At 68.2% G+C, this 17,034-nt stretch carries 14 protein-coding genes; 8 read left to right on the top strand and 6 right to left on the bottom strand.

Features of this window, described 5'->3' with window-relative positions; genetic code table 11:
* Window positions 1-40: 40 nt before the first annotated feature.
* The 6 genes from D3654_RS06165 to D3654_RS06190 all read right to left on the bottom strand — a co-directional run bounded on the left by D3654_RS06165 (window position 41) and on the right by D3654_RS06190 (window position 7,985).
* The gene (locus tag D3654_RS06165) at window positions 41-2,491 is read right to left on the bottom strand and encodes a glycoside hydrolase family 65 protein (RefSeq protein WP_120520645.1); all 2,451 of its coding nucleotides are present in this window, start codon (window positions 2,489-2,491) and stop codon (window positions 41-43) included.
* A gap of 85 nt (window positions 2,492-2,576) precedes the next feature.
* On the bottom strand, window positions 2,577-3,329 hold the full coding sequence (locus D3654_RS06170) for an HAD family hydrolase (protein ID WP_120520646.1): 753 nt from the start codon (window positions 3,327-3,329) through the stop codon (window positions 2,577-2,579).
* On the bottom strand, window positions 3,322-4,371 hold the full coding sequence (locus D3654_RS06175; RefSeq protein WP_120520647.1) for a LacI family DNA-binding transcriptional regulator: 1,050 nt from the start codon (window positions 4,369-4,371) through the stop codon (window positions 3,322-3,324). The genes D3654_RS06170 and D3654_RS06175 overlap by 8 nt, the downstream gene beginning before the upstream one ends.
* A gap of 210 nt (window positions 4,372-4,581) precedes the next feature.
* The gene (locus tag D3654_RS06180) at window positions 4,582-5,199 is read right to left on the bottom strand and encodes an alpha/beta hydrolase (protein WP_120520648.1); all 618 of its coding nucleotides are present in this window, start codon (window positions 5,197-5,199) and stop codon (window positions 4,582-4,584) included.
* 132 nt (window positions 5,200-5,331) lie between these two features.
* Complete coding sequence (locus D3654_RS06185; RefSeq protein WP_120520649.1) at window positions 5,332-6,561, bottom strand: amidohydrolase; 1,230 nt, start codon at window positions 6,559-6,561, stop codon at window positions 5,332-5,334.
* 35 nt (window positions 6,562-6,596) lie between these two features.
* Complete coding sequence (locus D3654_RS06190) at window positions 6,597-7,985, bottom strand: DUF3100 domain-containing protein (protein ID WP_120520650.1); 1,389 nt, start codon at window positions 7,983-7,985, stop codon at window positions 6,597-6,599.
* 110 nt (window positions 7,986-8,095) lie between these two features.
* Here D3654_RS06190 and D3654_RS20395 point away from each other — a divergent pair, with 110 nt between their 5' ends.
* The 8 genes from D3654_RS20395 (at window position 8,096) to D3654_RS06240 (ending at window position 16,858) form a co-directional block, all read left to right on the top strand.
* Window positions 8,096-9,082 (top strand): Lrp/AsnC family transcriptional regulator, encoded by a 987-nt coding sequence (locus D3654_RS20395; protein ID WP_162943643.1) that lies wholly within the window; start codon window positions 8,096-8,098, stop codon window positions 9,080-9,082.
* A 567-nt stretch (window positions 9,083-9,649) separates the two neighbouring features.
* Window positions 9,650-10,147 carry a substrate-binding domain-containing protein gene (locus D3654_RS20760; RefSeq protein ID WP_245413109.1) on the top strand — a complete coding sequence of 166 codons (498 nt, stop codon included), beginning with the start codon at window positions 9,650-9,652 and terminating at the stop codon, window positions 10,145-10,147.
* A gap of 181 nt (window positions 10,148-10,328) precedes the next feature.
* Window positions 10,329-11,135 (top strand): DeoR/GlpR family DNA-binding transcription regulator, encoded by an 807-nt coding sequence (locus D3654_RS06215; protein ID WP_120520651.1) that lies wholly within the window; start codon window positions 10,329-10,331, stop codon window positions 11,133-11,135.
* Window positions 11,132-12,115 (top strand): 1-phosphofructokinase family hexose kinase, encoded by a 984-nt coding sequence (locus tag D3654_RS06220; protein WP_120520652.1) that lies wholly within the window; start codon window positions 11,132-11,134, stop codon window positions 12,113-12,115. The genes D3654_RS06215 and D3654_RS06220 overlap by 4 nt, the downstream gene beginning before the upstream one ends.
* A 2-nt stretch (window positions 12,116-12,117) precedes the next feature.
* Window positions 12,118-14,199, top strand: a complete 2,082-nt coding sequence (locus D3654_RS06225; RefSeq protein ID WP_120520653.1) for a PTS fructose transporter subunit IIABC — start codon at window positions 12,118-12,120, stop codon at window positions 14,197-14,199.
* Between the two features lie 34 nt (window positions 14,200-14,233).
* Complete coding sequence (gene ptsP, locus D3654_RS06230; RefSeq protein ID WP_120520654.1) at window positions 14,234-15,946, top strand: phosphoenolpyruvate--protein phosphotransferase; 1,713 nt, start codon at window positions 14,234-14,236, stop codon at window positions 15,944-15,946.
* A gap of 48 nt (window positions 15,947-15,994) precedes the next feature.
* Window positions 15,995-16,273 (top strand): HPr family phosphocarrier protein, encoded by a 279-nt coding sequence (locus D3654_RS06235; protein WP_120520655.1) that lies wholly within the window; start codon window positions 15,995-15,997, stop codon window positions 16,271-16,273.
* A 258-nt stretch (window positions 16,274-16,531) separates the two neighbouring features.
* Window positions 16,532-16,858 (top strand): helix-turn-helix domain-containing protein, encoded by a 327-nt coding sequence (locus tag D3654_RS06240; RefSeq protein WP_162943645.1) that lies wholly within the window; start codon window positions 16,532-16,534, stop codon window positions 16,856-16,858.
* The last annotated feature ends 176 nt before the right edge of the window (window positions 16,859-17,034 follow it).

The following is a 17,034-nucleotide window of genomic DNA, read 5'->3' on the forward strand; positions in this document are numbered from 1 at the left end:
CGGTGCGGCTGGAATCCAGCCGCACCGGCGCCTTTGCGTCTTAGCCCTCCAGCGTTCCCACCACGGGGACGCCCGCGGTCGGGAACATGCTCGGGAAGACCGACGGAACCGGGACCGGAACCGCCTCGAGCGGTACCGTGACCGTTTCGGGCCCGACGACGACGCGCTGGCCGCGGACGCTCACCTCCAGTCCGGTGCCGCCCGGCCCAGCCGCAACCGCCGCTGTGGCGCCGTCCGCCAAAGCCGCACTGCCGCCGTCGAACATTCCGCCGTCGGGCACGCCATCGAAGCGGTCCGGACGGGCCGATAGGGCGATACTGCCGGGCCGCAGTTCGACGTCGAGCACCTGGCCGCGGAGCCGCAGGCGGAAGGACAGGCTCTCCCATTCCTCGGGCAGGCGGGGGTCGAAATGCAGCACCTCGCCCTGGTCGCGCATGCCGGCGAACCCGGACACCAAGGAGCTCCAGATCCCGCCGGTGGAGGCGATGTGCACGCCGTCCACCGTGTTGGCGTGGGTGTTGTCCAGGTCGATGAACAACGCCTCGGTGAAGTGCTTGAGGGCGACGTCGGAGTAGCCCACCTCGGCCGCCATGATGCCCTGGACGCACGCCGACAGCGTGGAGTCACCGGTGGTGATGGGGTCGTAGAAGTCGAAGGCGCGCTGCTTTTCCTCCGGACTGAAGTCCTGCCACTGCAGGAACATCGCCAGCACCGTGTCCGCCTGCTTGAGGACCTGGTGCCGGTAGATCACCAGCGGGTGGAAGTTCAGGAGCAGCGGGTACTTGGACCGCGGGGTGCTCCAGTCCCACGGCTCCAGGGTCATGAAGTCGTTGTCCTGGGAATGGACCTCCATGTGCGGGTCGTACGGCAGGGCCATCCGTGAGGCGGCCTGGCGCCAGATGATACGATCTGTCTCGAGCACACCCGGGTGCTCCAGCTCGGCCGCGGCTCGCAGGTTGAAGCGGGCCATGACGTTCGTGTAGAGGTTGTCGTTGACCACGGCAGTGTACTCGTCAGGGCCGGTGACACCGTGGATGTGGAACATGCCGTCCTTGCCGAAGAAGCCCAGGGACGCCCACATCCTGGCCGTTTCGATCAGCAGTTCGGCACCGATCTCGTTGGCGAATGCGGTGTCCCCGCTGGCCCACTGGTAGCGGTTGGCGGCGAAGGCGATCGCCGCGGCGATGTGGAACTGGGCGGTGCCGGCGGCGTAGTAGGCGCTGGCTTCGAGGCCGTTGATGGTGCGCCACGGGAACAGGGCGCCGTCCACGCTGAGCTCCTGCGCCCGGATCCGGGCGTCGGGCAGCATGGCGTGGCGCGATTCGAGGACCTGGCGGGCCGCGGCCGGGTTGGTGTAGCTCAGGTACGGCAGCAGGTAGATCTCCTGGTCCCAGAAGTAGTGCCCCTCGTAGCCGGAGCCGCTCACGCCCTTCGCCGGGATGCCCGCGACGCCGGCCCGTGCCGTGGCCTGGGCCAGCTGGAAGAGGTTCCAGCGCACGGCCTGCTGCATGTCGGTCTGCCCGCCGATCACGATGTCCGCCGTGGCCCAGTAGTTGCGGTAGTGGGCGGCGCTTTCGGCCAGCAGGGTCTCCAGCGAAACCAGGCGCAGTTCCGCCTCCGCGGCGAGCGCTTCGCCCGGGTCGTCCACGGTGTCCTCCACCGCACTGACCACGTAGCTGACGCTCTTCTCGAGGCGGAAGGTCTCGCCCTCGTTCACTGCCAGGACGTAGCGGACGGTCGACTCGTCCTCCCCCACCACGGTCTCGAAGGGCTGGCCGTCCAGGGACATCCAGTGGTCCACGGCCATGCCGATGCGCTGCCGGGATTCCGTGGTTTCCCAGGCGAGGCGGAGTGAGCCGTCGGCGCCCTGCAGGTGCAGCGGGCGCAGCACCCTGCCCGCGTGCCGGCCCGAGCGCCGGGGGTCGTGGGCAGAGTGGTCCTCCACCGGCTGGTCCTGCCGGTTGACGATGGACGAGGTGATGTCCACGGAGGCGGTGCGGTCGGAGCTCAGGCTGAATTCGATTCCGAGGCAGCCGCGGGACTCGAAGCCCACCACGCGCCGTTCGACGGTGGTGACCACGGCGCCGGAGCGGCATTCCCAGGTGACGGTACATTCGTACACGCCCGTGGCGAAGTCCAGGGTACGGCGGTAGTCGCGCACGGTGGACTCAGCCAGGGAGAGCTGCTCGCCGTCGATCATCACGGTGAAGTTGTTGGCGTCCGGGATGTACACAATCCGTTGACCGGTGCGGGCGAAGCCGTAGGCGTTTTCGGCGTGCTTGATGTCCCAGATCTCGTGGAAGCCGTTGATGAACGTGCCCGGGAGGTCGCCGTCAGCCGGAGCCCAATGCCCGCCGCGGATTCCGAGGTGGCCGTTGCCGAGGCTGAAGAGGGTTTCAAGGGTGCCGGCGTCGCCGGGGACATGGATCGATTCCACGAGCTTCCACGGTTCGCAAGGGAAGCGCAGCCGGTCGGAGCTGATGAGTGCCATGGGGAGGTGCCTTTTCGAAAGGAGATGGTTGGGGAGATTCGGAGCTTGGGGAGATTCGGAGCTTGGGGGTTCAGAACTTGGGGGTTCAGAGGAGGTCGTCGAGGTCGTCCACCACGAAGGTGGCCCCGGCGTCGAGCAGGGTCTGGCGGCCCGCGCCGCGGTCCACGCCGATCACCGCCCGGAAGTTGCCGGCGCTGCCGGCCTGTACGCCGGACACCGCGTCCTCCACCACGATGCACTCGTCCGCCGGGACGTCCAGCAGGCGCGCCGCGTAGTCGAAGGTGGCCGGGTCCGGTTTGCCGGGAAGCCCGACGGCGGCCGCCACTTGGCCGTCGACCACCACCGGGAAATAGCCGTCCAGTCCGGCGGCCTTGAGTACCGCCGGGGCGTTCCGGGAGGAGGAGACGACGGCGAGCTTGAGTCCGCGCTCCAGTGCGGCGTGGATGAAACGGACGGAGCCGGCGTAGGGCTCCACCCCGCGGGTGGACACAATTTCATTGAAGATCAGGTTCTTGCGGTTGCCAAGGCCCTGCACGGTGGGGCTGTCCGGGGCGTCGTCCGTGGGGCCCTCGGGCAGGGTGATGCCGCGGGAGGCGAGGAAGTCCCGCACACCGTTGAAGCGCGGCTTGCCGTCGATGAAGTCGAAGTAGTCGCTTTCCTGGTAGCCGCCTGTTCCGTCCGCTCCGGCGTGGCCGGTCTCGGCGAGGTAGCCGTCGAACAGTTCCTGCCAGGCCTGTTCGTGCACCACGGCGGTGGGCGTCAGCACGCCGTCGAGGTCGAACAGCAGGGCCGAGGCGCCCGTCCAGGTGGAGCTCAGGGCTGCGTGGGATTCAGTCATGGTTCTTGTCCGTTCGGCGGTTGCGGCGGGTGGTCTTGCGTTCGATGAGTTTGGTGTCGAGGAAGTGGCTGGTGGGGGCGTGGTCCTGCTCCGGGTTCAGCAGGCGTTCGCAGAGCAAGTTCGCCGCGAAGGCGCCCTGGTCCGCGACGGGCTGCGCCACCGTGCTCAGGCCGAGGAACCAGCTCATGGGGTGGTCGTCGATCCCGATCACGGACACGTCCTTCGGGGCGCCCAGTCCGTGCTCGCGCAACGCCATCAGGGCTCCGAAGGCGATCTCGTCGCAGTCGGCGAAGAGGGCGCTGGGCAGTCCGCGGTGTGCGATGAGCTCGGTCATGGCGCTCCGCCCGCCCTCAATGGAGGAACCGGCGTTGATCACCAGATCCGGGTGGACGGTGAGGTGGTGCTCGGACAAGGCACGGCTGAAACCGTCGAGGCGGTTGTTGCTGGTTCGGACGGAATGCCCGCCCAGTTCCCGGCCGGAGAGCACCGCCAGATCCCAGTGGCCCAGCTCCAGCAGGTGGGAGGTGGCGGCCCAGGCGGCGTGTTCGTCGTCAATACCCACGTTATCCCAAGGGACCCCGCTCATTCCAACGCTGGCAACAGCCAAGCCGGATCCTGCGAGGGCATCGATCTCATCGGCATCCAGGTCCACGTTGAGCAGCAGCACCCCGTCCACCCGCTGGCGCAGGGCGGCGAGGTCCGCGAACACACGGGTCCGGACCTCCGCATTGTTGCGGAGGCTGAGCAGCACGGTGTCATGGCCGCCGTCGGCGAAGACTTCTTCGGCCGCTTCCACCGCCTGGGCGAAAAACCAAGCCGTGGCTGTGGGGGCGATGATGGCGATGGAGCCGGTGCTTCCGCCGGCCAGCCGGGCGGCGGCGGGGGAAGCCCGGTAGCCGAGCTTCCCGGCCGCTTCGGCAACCTTGCGGTGGGCTTTTTCGGACACATTGGGCAAATTGCGCAGGGCCCGGGAAACCGTGCAAATGGACAATCCCGAGAGGACAGCAACGTCCTGGATGGTGGCGCGCTGGGCACTAACCATGCAACACGGCCTCAACCCTTTCCATGCTTGATCTACGCTTGTTCAGCGCTGCGGCGACTCACCGCATCGAGCGATTGTAAGCGTTTACAATTTTGCCTATCAAGGGATGCACAAACGCGTCGCCAGTGTTACGCGGGGCTCACCTCAGCGCAGGCGGTTGCTCCGCTCAGCGCAGGCGGTTGGTCCGCTCAGCGCAGGCGGTTGGTCCGCTCAGCGCAGGACGTAGTGGCGCAGGAAGGTGCCCACATCGGCCAGTTCCATGGCCTCGATCCGGTGGCCCATTCCGGGATACGTGCGGGCGGTGAGGGCGGTGTTCTCGTCCAGCCAGCCGGCGGTGTATTCGACGGCGTCCTCGTTGATCACGGGGTCCGCCTTGTCCCGGCCCCAGAAAAACGGCGGCGGGGCGTCGAAGGATTCGCTCAGGGACAGCAGCTCGTTCTCCAGCACGAAGCCGGACAGGCCCACCGTGGCCTTGAAGCCGCCGGGCCGAAGCCGCAGCAGGGTGCTGGCCATGGCCATGCCCTGGGAGTAGCCCAGCAGGCTCACGCTGCTGTGGTTGCCTTTGACCGAGTCGATCCAGGCGAACACCTTGTTGGCGGCCGTGATGACGTCGGCGAAATCGTTTGCTAGGAAGTAGTCCAGCAGGAACCAGCCGTAGTCGTCCCCGATCACCATGGGTCCGCGGAGGGCCGCGCAGGTGAATTCCTCAGGCAGTTCGGGGAAGAGCTTGGCCATGCGCTGCTCGTCCGTGCCGTAGCCGTGCATCATCACCAACAGCGGCGTTCCCGCACGCTCGTTTTCGGGCTTGGACCAGAGGACGGTCTTCATGGGGACAGCCTAGGGGATGAAGCTCCGTCCACAACCGGACATGTCCACCGCCAAGCCCGAAGAGTGGACATGTCAGTGATATGTCCAATCCTGGCCGCCAACGATGGACATGTCCGGTGGAGCGGGAATCCCCTACCCGAGCGCGGGGCTGCGGGTGGCGCCGGGGCGGCGGGCAGCCTGCAGCGCGAGGAGGGCCTCGCGGGTTTCGGGGTTGGTGACGGTGTCAATCGTTGTCCAGGCCATGCCGAGCGCGCCGTCAAGGGCGGCCTGCTCGCCCGCGGGGGATCCGGCGTCGGCGGCGAATTCGGCGGTGTGCGGAACGCCGCTGGCGCCCAGCACCGAGATCATCGGGTGGATGGACGGCACCGCGTGGGACACGTTGCCCATGTCGGTGGAGCCGCCGCCGAGCCGGCTGGTCTGCACCACGGTGCGGCCCATCGCGGTCAGGTTCCGGTCCCAGGCCTCGGCGAGCAGGATGTTCTGGACGAGGTCCTCGTAGCGCGGCTCGGTGGGCGCGACCTCCCAGGTGCAGCCGCTGGCCAGGGCGCCGCCGGCGAAGCAGTTCAGCATGCGTTCCTTGGCGTCCTCGAGGGTGGCGAGGTCGTGCGCGCGGACCTCGGCGCTGACCACCGTGCGGGCCGGGATGATGTTGGTGACCTCGCCGCCGCGTTCCACGAAGGCGTTAAGGCGGATGCCGTCGGCGAGCTGCTGGCGGAGCAGGCCGATAGCCACGAGGGAGATGGTGGCGGCGTCGCCGGCGTTGATGGCCTTGTCCGGGGCGGCGGCAGCGTGCGCGGCGCGGCCGTTGAAGGTGATGGCGAACCGGTCCACGGCCTGGGTGCGGGTGATGGCGCAGCTGAGGTCCTCGCCGGTGGCGCCGTGCACCATCATGGACACCGTGGCCTTCTCCCAGGCGCCAGCCTCGAGCAGCAGGGCCTTGCCGCCGCCGTGCTCCTCCGCCGGGGTGCCGAGCAGCACCACGCGCAGGCCGAGCTCGTCCGCGACTTCGCCGAGCGCGAGCGCGGCGCCGAGTCCCGCCGTCGCGATGATGTTGTGGCCGCATGCGTGCCCGATTTCCGGCAGCGCGTCGTACTCGGCGCAGATCACCACCGTGAAGTCTCCGCAGCCGCGCACCGCTTCGAAGCAGGTTTCCATGCCGTAGGCACCGCGTGCGACGGCGAAGCCGGCCTCCTCGGCGACGGTGGCGAGGGTTTCCGCGGCGAGCCGTTCCTCGAAGGCCAGTTCCGGGTTGTCGTGGATGATCCGGCTGACCTCGCGGAGGCGGTCCTCCCAGGCGGCGATGGTGCCGGAGGCTGCCTTCTTGAGGGTGTCGACGGCGACGGCGATGGCTTGGCTTGACATGGTTGCCTTTCGGGTGTGGCGGGTTCGGGAGGTTCTTAGTGGGTGCCGAGGCCGAGCGTGAACTGGGCGATGACCACGGAGAAGAGGTACGAGGAGGCGATGGCGACCAGGCCCACCGGGACAATCCGCCAGCCGATGCGGCGCAGCAGCGGGATGTCCTTGCCCAGGCTCAGGCCGGCGACCGTGAGCACCACGGTGCAGATGGAGAGGAAGTTGACGCTGGTGACCATGGTGATGAGGACCTTGGCGAACGGCGAGACGGGGCTGGAGGCCAGGGCGCCGAGGGTGATGATGAAGACCATGCTGGGCACCTTGCCGGAGCACAGCTTGGACAGGCCCATGCCCGCCAGCAGGAGGGCGTCGATGATGAGGTAGCCACCCACGATGTTCCACGAGAAACCGCCCGCGGCGATCGAGGCGATGAAGACGCCGATCACGGTAAGAACTGGCATCGCGATGTAGAGCGGAACCCGCACGGGGCCGCGGCCTTCGCTGTCGGCCTCCGCGGAGGCGGACTCGACGGCGGCGGTCTCGACGGCGGCAAGGTCGGCCGCGTTGTTGGCGTTCGCCGTCGCGGTGTTGGCATTGGCTGCGGCGCCGAGGTGCGGGAAGCGGCGGATGAGTGCATGGTACATCTTGTCCGCGAGCGGCAAGGCGATCCAGATGCCGACGTACACGCCCAGCAGGCTGGTGATGATGTTCGAGGTGCCCGCGACGGCGAAGATCTGTTCCTTCAACTCAGGGAACTGGGCGGCAACGCTCGCCGCGCCGGCGGCCATCATGGAGCCCGAGCCGACGCCGGCGCCCATGGCCAGGGCGAGCGGGTCGAAGATCCCGAGGGAGGCCGTGATGGATGCGAGCAGGGAGATGAAGACTGCGCCGAAGATGGTGCCGAAGACGTACATGGAGAGGACGCCACGGTACGGATGGGAATCGGTGCCGTATTTTTCGCTGACCATGGCGAAGGAGCCCTCCCGGTCAATGGAGAACGTGGCGCCGATCGTTGCCGGGCCCATCTTGAGCATGACGGCCAGCGGAAGCGCGAGGATCAGCGTGCCCAGCAGGTGGCCGATTTCCTGCAGCAGCAGGGCCGGACCCGCCCGGAAGAGCAGTGGGAGGTTCGGGCCCATGGTGAAGGCCAGGCTGCCCACCAGGATGAGGACGGAAACACCCATCAGGGACCCGGCGGCGGACTGGAAGTTCCTGGGCAGCGGGCGGAACTTCTGCGAGGAGACGATGCCGCCGGCAAGGATGCCCCACACCATCGGCAGGATGGTGATGGCGGCAAAACCCACGGGAATGACCATGGGGCCGACGATCTGGCTCAGCGTCGCGATCAGCAGCGCGAGCCCGCCGATGGGCCAGAGCCACGCCAAAGAACCCCTGGTGCGCTTGGGGGCCGCGAGGAGAGTGGTTGAAGTCATGGGATTTCCTTGCTGGGGACTGGGGATGGAAACCGGATGGGCTTATAAGCTATATAACGCGCATCACAGCGCCTCGAATATGCAGGAAATTCAGAAAACTGAGAGTTGAAATGCAGGATATCGATTTCGATGAACGCGATCTCCGCCTGCTGCATGCCCTGCAGGTCCGCCCGCGCGCACCGTGGGCCACCCTGGCGCCGGCGGTCGGAGCGGACCCCGTGACGCTGGCCCGGCGCTGGGAACAACTGCAGGAACAGGGCCTGGCCTGGATCGGCTGCTACCAGGGCGCGGGGCGTGGGGTGGTGACGGCATTCCTGGAAATCGAGTGCGCGCCGTCGAGCATGGCCCCGGCGACGGAGGAACTGGCCAACGATCCCGAAGTGCTCACGATCGACCTGACGGCGGGTGGGCGCGACATGGTGGTCACCCTGGTCTGCCGGAACGACGCCGAACTGTCCCGCTATGTGCTCGACCGGCTGTCCACCGTGGAAGGCATCCGCAGCATGCGCACGCACCGCTCCATCCAGGTGGTGGCCGACGCCCAGGTGTGGCGCCTGCGCTCCCTGAACGCGGGCGAGGTCAACGCGCTGGAACGGGCCGTGGCGCCGCCGAAGGAGCTCCTGTCCAGGGTTCCGGCGGACATCGAGGACGGCCTGCTCCGGATCCTGCGTGCGGATGCGCGGGCCTCCGTGTCCAGGATTTCCGGCGAACTGGGCATCAGCCAGGCCCGTGCCCGGAGCGCGCTCAGCACGGTCCTCGCCCAGCAGCGCGTGGTCATCAGGCTTGAGGTGGCCCGGCCGTATTCGGGGTGGCCGGTGTATGTGTGGTTCTTCATGCGGGTGCCGGCAACCCAGGTGGGGTCGGTGGCCGGGAAGCTGGTGGGCCTGGACGAGGTCCGGCTTGTCACCACCACGGTGGGCAACTACTCGCTGGTGGTGGCCGTGTGGCTGCGCCGGATCGAGGACATCACCCTCCTCGAGCGGCACCTCGGCGAGCGGCTGCCCTTCGCCGAGATCGTGGACCGCTCGATCGTGCTGCGCACCCCGAAGCACTTGGGCATCCGCCTGGACGCTTCGGGGCGCCGGATTGTGGGGTAGGGGTCGCGGGGCGTCGGGCGGGCGTGCGGGCTGGTGCGGAGGCGCGCCTTCGCCTGGATCGTGGACGATTCGGGCAGCGGAGACCCAGCGCCCTAAAAATGACACAGCCTGATGATGTGATGGGTTCATGGAGATCACCACTAGCGTCAACGGAAGGACGCCGCAGCCTGCTGCGGCGTTCGACCCGTTGGACCTGCTGGACGGGCTGGTCTCCACCTTGGAGTCGGTGGAGTCGGCGATTGCCGGTTTGCAGGCGTTGCGTGAGTACACGCTGGCCATCGCGTCCCGGGTGGCGGAGGTGATGGCCGCGGAGGACAAGGACGACGGCGGCAAGGACGACGGCGGCAAGGACGACGACGGCGCCGCGCCGGCCGGGTTCAAGGGTGCGCGGTGGGACGCAGCGGAGCTCGCCCACCGTGCCGTCGCGGCCGAGATCGCGACGGCGACCCGGGCGAACGACCGCACGATCCAGCGGCAGATGGGCCAAGCCGTGGAGCTTTTGGACCGCTTCCCCGCCACGTTCCACGCGTTGGCTCAGGGCCGGATCAGCCTGGCCCACGCGCGGAGGTGCTCGACCACCTCGCGGACAACGGCGCACGCAAGGTGGCGATCGCCGTCGGGACCGACCGCAACCACTGGAACATCCTCACGGAGAAGCGCTACCGGGAATGGTGCGCGGAACGGCAGCAGGAGCCCGTGGTGCTGGTGCAGCAGGAAACCAGCGGAACCGCCGGCGGCAGGATCCTCGGCGAGCAGCTCCTGGCCATGCTCGACCGACCCGACGCCGCCTACTGCCTCACGGGCCGCCATGCCGCGGGCCTGCAGGCGAGGCTGGCCGAAGCCGGAATCTCCACCCCCGGCGACTTCCTCCTGGTGGCCGGCTCGGATTCGGAGCAGACCCGTAACAGCACCCCGCCCATCACGGCCATGGACCTGATGCCCGAAGCGACGGCCCGCGCGGCCATCGCCACCCTCGTGGAACAGCTGGGCGGCACCCCCAAGCGGGACGAGCACGGCGGCGGCATCGACGGCCGCTTCATCATCCGGGAATCCAGCACGCGCTAAACCCCGAACCCCCGCCAACATCACATCCGCGTTACGCCGCCCTCACCCGCCACGCCCGGCGATCTTTGTTTGTGTTGTTTTTTATTGACATACCCACACGAACAAAGATAGAGTCAAGCAATTCCACATCATGTGATCGTGGTCACCAGCCGGGAACCTGCTAGTACGCAATGGAGGGTATGTGTTCGCTGAGGAGCGCCAGCAACTGATCTCCGGACTCGTCGCCGAGCTCGGCCGGGTCAGCGTCACCGACCTCGCCGAACGCTTCAGCATCACCACCGAAACCGTCCGCCGGGACCTCGCCGCCCTTGAATCCGCCGGCAGCCTTCGCCGGGTCCATGGCGGCGCCGTTCCCTCGGACCGGCTGAGCACCCGCGAAGAAAGCGTGGGCGAGCGGGCCGTCCAGCGCCAGCAGGAGAAGCTCCGCATCGCCCAGGCCGCACTCGCCATGATCCCCGAGGACTCCGCCGGAAGCATCCTCCTGGACGCTGGCTCCACCACCGAAACCCTCGCCGGCCTCCTCGCCTCACAGCGAGGCAGCACCGGCGGCGCCGGCAACAGCGACAGCGGGGAACTGGTGGTCATCACCCACGCCATCCCCATCGCCGCCCGGCTCTCCGGCAATCCGGGCATCGCGCTGCAGATCCTCGGTGGCCGCGTCCGCGGACTCACCCAGGCCGCCGTCGGGCAATCCACGGTGGATTCCGCTTCCCGGCTCCGGCCGGACATCGCCTTCGTGGGCGCCAACGGCATCCACGCAACGTTCGGGTTCAGCACTCCGGATCCCGAAGAAGCAGCCGTCAAGGCCGCTTTCGTCACCGCCGCACGCCGCGTGGTCGTGCTGGCGGATTCTTCCAAGCTGGACGCGGAAACCCTCGTCCAATTCGCCGCCCTGAAAGATGTAGACACCGTGATTACTGACACCGAACCCTCTGGAGAGCTCTCGGCCGCCCTGGCCGAAGCCGGTGTGGATGTCGTGCTCGCATGATCGTCACACTGACTGCCAACCCCAGCCTCGACCGCACGGTCGAGCTCCCCGCCGCCCTGGTCCGCGGCGAAGTGCAGCGCGCCGTCGCCGTCCACCAGCATTCGGGCGGCAAGGGCGTCAACGTCTCCCGCGCCCTGGTGGCGTCCGGCCTGGACACCGTAGCGGTCCTGCCGGGCGGCGAGACCGACCCCGTGCTCAGCGGCCTGCGGGAGGACAAGGTGCCGTTCGCGGCCCTGCCGATCGCCGAGCCGTTGCGCAGCAACGTAACCCTCACCGAGCCGGACGGCGTGACCACCAAGATCAACGAACCCGGCCCGGAACTGAGCGCTGAGCAGCAGGAAGCCCTGATCGGGCTGCTGCTGGAGCGTTCGCAGGGCGCCAGCTGGGTGGTCCTGGCCGGCTCCCTCCCCCCGGGAGTTCCGGCGGACTTCTACGCCACGGTGGCCGCGCGCCTCCGTAGCGTGGACGACAGCGGAGCCCCCCTTATCGCGATCGACTCCTCCGGCACTCCGCTGGCGGCGGCGGTCAGCGGACGCGGGGACGGCAGGCCGGACCTGCTGAAACCGAACGCGGAGGAACTGGCCGAACTGGCCGCCGCGGCCGGCTTCACGGACCACCACACCGCCGAAGAACTGGAAGCGGATCCGGGCCTGGCCGCCCGGGCCGCGGCCGCCGTCGTCGGCTCCGGTGTGGGAACGGTCCTTGCAACACTCGGTTCCAAGGGCGCCGTCCTGGTAACCGCCGACGGCGCGTGGCTCGCCACGCATCCGCCGATCCAAGCCGTCAGCACCGTGGGTGCCGGCGATTCCTCCCTTGCCGGCTACCTGCTGGCCGCCACGCAGGGCGGCACCCCGCAGGACTGCCTCCGTCAGGCTGTGGCACACGGTGCCGCCGCTGCTTCGCTGCCGGGCTCCACTGTCCCGGCAGTCCACCAAACAACTCCCGACGCCGTAACCATCACGGCCCTTCCGAAGGACTAACAGTGACAGAGCTCATCACCCCCCAATTGGTCGCCCTCGACCAGAACCTCGGCGAGGCCCCCGCCGACGTCATCCGTTTCCTCGCAGGCAAAGTGACCGACGCCGGCCGCGCCACCGAGGTGGAAGGCCTGTTCACCGACGCCTTCGCCCGCGAGTCCAAAACCGCCACAGGCGTGCCCGGCGGCATTGCGATCCCGCACTGCCGCTCCGCGGCCGTGACGGTTCCGTCGCTGGCCATGGCCCGCCTGTCCCAGAAGGTGGACTTCGGTGCCAAGGACGGCCCGGCGGACCTCATCTTCTTCATCGCCGCCCCGGACGGTGCCGACCAGGAGCACTTGAAGCTGCTCTCCAAGCTGGCCCGTTCCCTCATCAAGAAGGACTTCACCGCGGCACTGCGCGCTGCATCCACTCCCCAGGAGATCGTGGAGCTGGTGGACGCTGCCCTCGCCGACAAGCCTGCCGCCCACATTGCCGAAGCAGTGACGGTGCCCGCCGCTGCCGCTGCCGGCGCGGGTTCCTTCGCAGCACCGGGTGCTGCCCCGGCCCCGATCGGCGGAACCGGTGGCCCCATCGGCCCGAAGCGCATTGTCGCTGTCACCGCTTGCCCCACGGGCATTGCCCACACCTACATGGCCGCCGACTCGCTGGTGGCGGCAGCCAAGGAAATCGGCGTTGACCTGCAGGTGGAAACCCAGGGATCCTCCGGCGCCAAGCCGCTGGACCCGGCAGTGATCGCCGCGGCGGACGCCGTGATCTTCGCCGTCGACGTCGACGTCCGCGGCAAGGAGCGCTTCGCCGGCAAACCGGTGATCAACGCCCCGGTCAAGCGCGGCATCGACGAGCCCGAGAAGATGGTGCACGAAGCCCTCGCCGCCATCGAGGACCCGAACGCACACCGCGTTCCGCACGCAGGCGCCGAGGACCTGGCAGAGCGGGAAGCCGCGGAGAAGGGCGAGCACATCGGCCAGAAGCTGAAGAGGGCGCTCCTCACCGGTGTCTCCTACATGATTCCGTTCGTGGCCGGCGGCGGCCTGTTGATCGCCCTGGGCTTCCTCCTGGGCGGCTACGACATCACCGGCTTCGCCGACAAGATGCTCGCCGAGAACAACCTTGCCAACCTGCCCACCGAATACCCGGCCCTGGCCTGGGGACCGCTGGGTGCCTACCTCGGCGCGGTGCTGTTCAAGATCGGCGCACTGTCCCTCGGCTTCCTGGTCCCCGCACTGGCCGGCTACATCGCCTACGCCATCGCTGACCGGCCCGGCATCGCCCCCGGTTTCGTGGCAGGCGCCGTCTCCGGCTTCATGGGCGCAGGCTTCCTGGGCGGCATCGTCGGCGGCCTGCTGGCCGGCTACATCGCCCACCAGCTCGGCAAGCTCAACGTGGCCCGCTGGCTGCGCGGCCTCATGCCCGTGGTCATCATCCCGCTCCTCGCCTCCCTGGTCGCGTCCGGTCTGATGTTCCTGGTCCTCGGCGGCCCGATCGCTCAACTGACGACGGCCCTGAACGATGGCCTTTCCGGCCTCACCGGCGCCGGCGCCATCCTGCTTGGCATCATCCTCGGCCTCATGATGTGCTTCGACCTCGGCGGTCCCGTCAACAAGGTGGCCTACTCCTTCGCCGTCGCCGGCCTGGGTGCCGCATCCGTGACCAACCAGGCTCCCTGGCAGATCATGGCCGCCGTGATGGCCGCAGGCATGGTTCCCCCGCTGGCCATGGCCCTCGCCTCCACCGTCCTGGACAAGAAGGGCTTCTCGCTGGCAGAACGCGAAAACGGCAAGGCGGCCTGGCTGCTGGGCCTGTCCTTCATCTCCGAAGGCGCCATCCCGTTCGCAGCCGCCGACCCGCTGCGCGTCATCCCCGCCAGCATGGTGGGCGGTGCCGTGACCGGCGCCCTGTCCATGGCCTTCGCGGTCGGCTCGAAGGCTCCGCACGGCGGCGTGTTCGTAGGGTTCGCCATCGACAACTTCTTCCTGTTCCTGCTGTCGATTGCTGTCGGCGTCGTCGTTACGGCGCTCCTGCTCATCGCCCTCAAGCGCTGGGCAGTGAAGAGGACCGTTGATACTGTTGCGGCAGCAGCCTGACAACGCCGTTAGAAAGCAACTAGAGGACTAATCCATGCAGACCTTTTCAGGTGTTGGTGTCGCCCCGGGCCGGGTTCTGGGTCCCGTACGGCAGATGCCCAAGCCGGTGCAGGAACCCCACGCGAACGTGAACATCCCGGCGGATGTGACCGTCGAGTCGCAGGCGCAGCGCATCAAGGATGCGGCCAAGGCTGTCCAGGCGGAACTGCGCGAACGGGCCGCCGGCGCCAACGGGGAAGGCAAGGAAGTCCTCGAAGCAACGGCCCTGATGGCGGCGGACCCCATGCTGGTCAAGTCCGCGATCAAGCTGCTCAAGCCTGAAACCCCCGGCGGCGCGCGTACTGCCGAGCGCGCCGTCTGGGAAGCCGCCGCCACGGTGGCCGATACCCTGAAGGGCCTCGGCGGGTACATGGCCGAGCGGGTGGCGGACGTCCTGGACGTGCGCGCCCGGATCGTCTCTGAACTGCGCGGCCTGCCCGCCCCGGGCATCCCGGCTTCCGAGGAGCCGTTCATCCTGGCCGCCGAGGACTTGGCCCCGGCGGATACCGCCACCCTGGACCCGGCGAAGGTGATCGCCCTGATCACCTCCGGCGGCGGACCCCAGTCGCACACCGCGATCCTGGCCCGCGCGCTGGGCCTGCCCGCCGTCGTCGCCGCTCCCGGCGTGGACGATATCGACGACGGCACTGAGCTTTATGTCGACGGCGCCGCCGGGACCATCACCACCGAGCCGTCCGAGGATCTGCGCATCGCGGCGAAGGCCTGGGCCACCCAGGCAAGCACCCTGGCCGCGTTCACCGGGGACAACACCCTTGCCGACGGCTATCGGGTTCCCCTGCTGGCCAACGTCGGCACCGGCGCGGACGCGGTCAAGGCCGCCGGCGCCGGCGCCGAGGGCGTCGGGCTGCTGCGCACCGAGTTCTGCTTCCTGGACCGTGACACCGAACCCACCGTGGACGAACAAATCGCCGCCTACGGGGCCGTGTTCGCCGCGTTCCCCGGGAAGAAGGTAGTGGTCCGCACCCTCGACGCCGGAGCCGACAAGCCGCTGCCCTTCCTCACCAACGCCGATGAGCCCAACCCGGCCCTCGGTGTCCGCGGCTACCGCACCGACCTCACCTCGCCCGGGGTCCTGCAACGCCAGCTTGAGGCCATCGCGGCCGCCGAAGCCGCCCACGAGGCCGAGGTGTGGGTCATGGCCCCCATGATCTCCACCGCCGAGGAGGCCGCCCGCTTCGCCGCGCTCTGTGCAGACGCCGGGCTGAAGACCCCCGGCGTGATGGTCGAGGTCCCCTCGGCAGCGCTCACCGCCGCGACGGTCCTGTCGGAGGTTTCCTTCGCCTCGCTCGGCACCAACGACCTCACCCAGTACGCCATGGCCGCCGACCGGCAGCTCGGCCCCCTGGCGACGTTGAACGACCCTTGGCAGCCGGCGGTGCTGCATCTCGTCAAGCTCACCGCCGACGGCGCCGCCACCGCCGCGGCCAACAACGGCACCGCCAAGCCGGTCGGTGTCTGCGGTGAGGCGGCTGCAGATCCCGCCCTGGCTGCCGTGCTGATCGGGCTGGGGGTCGCTACGCTCTCGATGTCCCCGCGCGCCCTGGCTTCCGTTGCCGCGGTGCTCAAAACCGTCACCCTGGCCCAGGCGCAACAGCTCGCCGCCCTGGCCCTCGGCGCTCCCAGCGCGGCCGCCGCACGTTCCGCGGTCCGCGAGCAGCTGCCCGTCCTGAACGACCTCGGCCTTTAAGAACACGGCCTTTAACCACAAACCACCGAACCAGCAAGGAGAACCACCATGAGCGAACGCACCGCCACCATCGCCAGCCGCGTCGGCCTGCACGCCCGCCCCGCCGCGATCTTCGCCGAAGCCGCCGGCGAACTCGACCTCGAGGTCACCATCGCACGCCAGGGCGAACCTGCCGAGGACGCGATGGACGCCGCCTCGATCCTGTCCCTCATGAGCCTCGGCGCAGCACAGGGCGACGTCGTCGTGCTGCGCGCCGAAGGCACCGGCGCCGACGAAGCCCTCGACAAGCTCGTCAAGATCCTTGAAACCGACCACGACGCCGAATAGCAGGTCTCGCGAAACAAATAGAGCGCCCTCCCTTTGAACTGCTCCCCGGAAGTTGGACTGAGAATTCAGTTCTGACTCCCGGGGAGCAGCTTTTTTATGGATGCACGTAGTTCGTTGTCCGAGGTCCAGCGCGAGGCCGCTGTAGCGTGGTTTGAGAAAGGCCTTGCAGATACGGCGACAGCCACGATGCTGGGCGTGTCACGTTGGCCGGTCAAGAGGTTGTATCGGCGGTGGAGGATCCATGGTCAGGGAGCGTTGGTGACCAAGCCGACTAAGAAGTCGTACTCCTTTGAATTCAAGCTTGAGTTGGTGGAACGGTTCCTCGCGGGTGAGACGGCCCCGGATCTGGCGGCGGAGGCTGGGTTGTCCTCGCCTGTGCTGTTGAAGACGTGGGTGAGGGCTTATCGTCGCGAGGGCGCGGATGCTTTGCGTCCGAAGCCTAAGGGCCGTCCCCGGAGGCCCGCCTCCCCGCCGCCCGCGGAGCCGTCGGAACTGGAGCAGTTGCGGCGGGAGAACGCGCGTTTGCGGGCAGAAGTGGCCTATCTGGGAAAATTGCGGGCCTTGAGGGCGCAGAAACAACGGTGAGGGTCCAGGCTCTCATCGCTCTCAAGGCTGACTTCCCGCTGCCGGTTCTCCTGGAGATCTCAGGTCTTGCCCGGTCCACGTTCTTCTACCAGAGGGTGTTTCATTGAGTGTGTAAGGGTCCGGTCTCTAACTAGGGTGTGACCTGCGGTTTCATCCTTGGAAGGACGGGCCCTTTG

Origin of the sequence: Arthrobacter celericrescens (assembly GCF_003614925.1) — a bacterium.
In the GTDB taxonomy this organism is placed as follows: domain Bacteria; phylum Actinomycetota; class Actinomycetes; order Actinomycetales; family Micrococcaceae; genus Arthrobacter; species Arthrobacter celericrescens.

Bases quoted from the DNA above. Each gene is read 5' to 3' on its own strand.
- D3654_RS06180 (WP_120520648.1), bottom strand. From the start codon at position 5,199: ATGAAGACCGTCCTCTGGTCCAAGCCCGAAAACGAGCGTGCGGGAACG.
- D3654_RS06185 (WP_120520649.1), bottom strand. From the start codon at position 6,561: ATGTCAAGCCAAGCCATCGCCGTCGCCGTCGACACCCTCAAGAAGGCA.
- ptsP (WP_120520654.1), top strand. From the start codon at position 14,234: ATGCAGACCTTTTCAGGTGTTGGTGTCGCCCCGGGCCGGGTTCTGGGT.
- D3654_RS06220 (WP_120520652.1), top strand. From the start codon at position 11,132: ATGATCGTCACACTGACTGCCAACCCCAGCCTCGACCGCACGGTCGAG.
- D3654_RS06170 (WP_120520646.1), bottom strand. From the start codon at position 3,329: ATGACTGAATCCCACGCAGCCCTGAGCTCCACCTGGACGGGCGCCTCG.
- D3654_RS06165 (WP_120520645.1), bottom strand. From the start codon at position 2,491: ATGGCACTCATCAGCTCCGACCGGCTGCGCTTCCCTTGCGAACCGTGG.
- D3654_RS06235 (WP_120520655.1), top strand. From the start codon at position 15,995: ATGAGCGAACGCACCGCCACCATCGCCAGCCGCGTCGGCCTGCACGCC.
- D3654_RS06175 (WP_120520647.1), bottom strand. From the start codon at position 4,371: ATGGTTAGTGCCCAGCGCGCCACCATCCAGGACGTTGCTGTCCTCTCG.
- D3654_RS06190 (WP_120520650.1), bottom strand. From the start codon at position 7,985: ATGACTTCAACCACTCTCCTCGCGGCCCCCAAGCGCACCAGGGGTTCT.
- D3654_RS20395 (WP_162943643.1), top strand. From the start codon at position 8,096: ATGCAGGATATCGATTTCGATGAACGCGATCTCCGCCTGCTGCATGCC.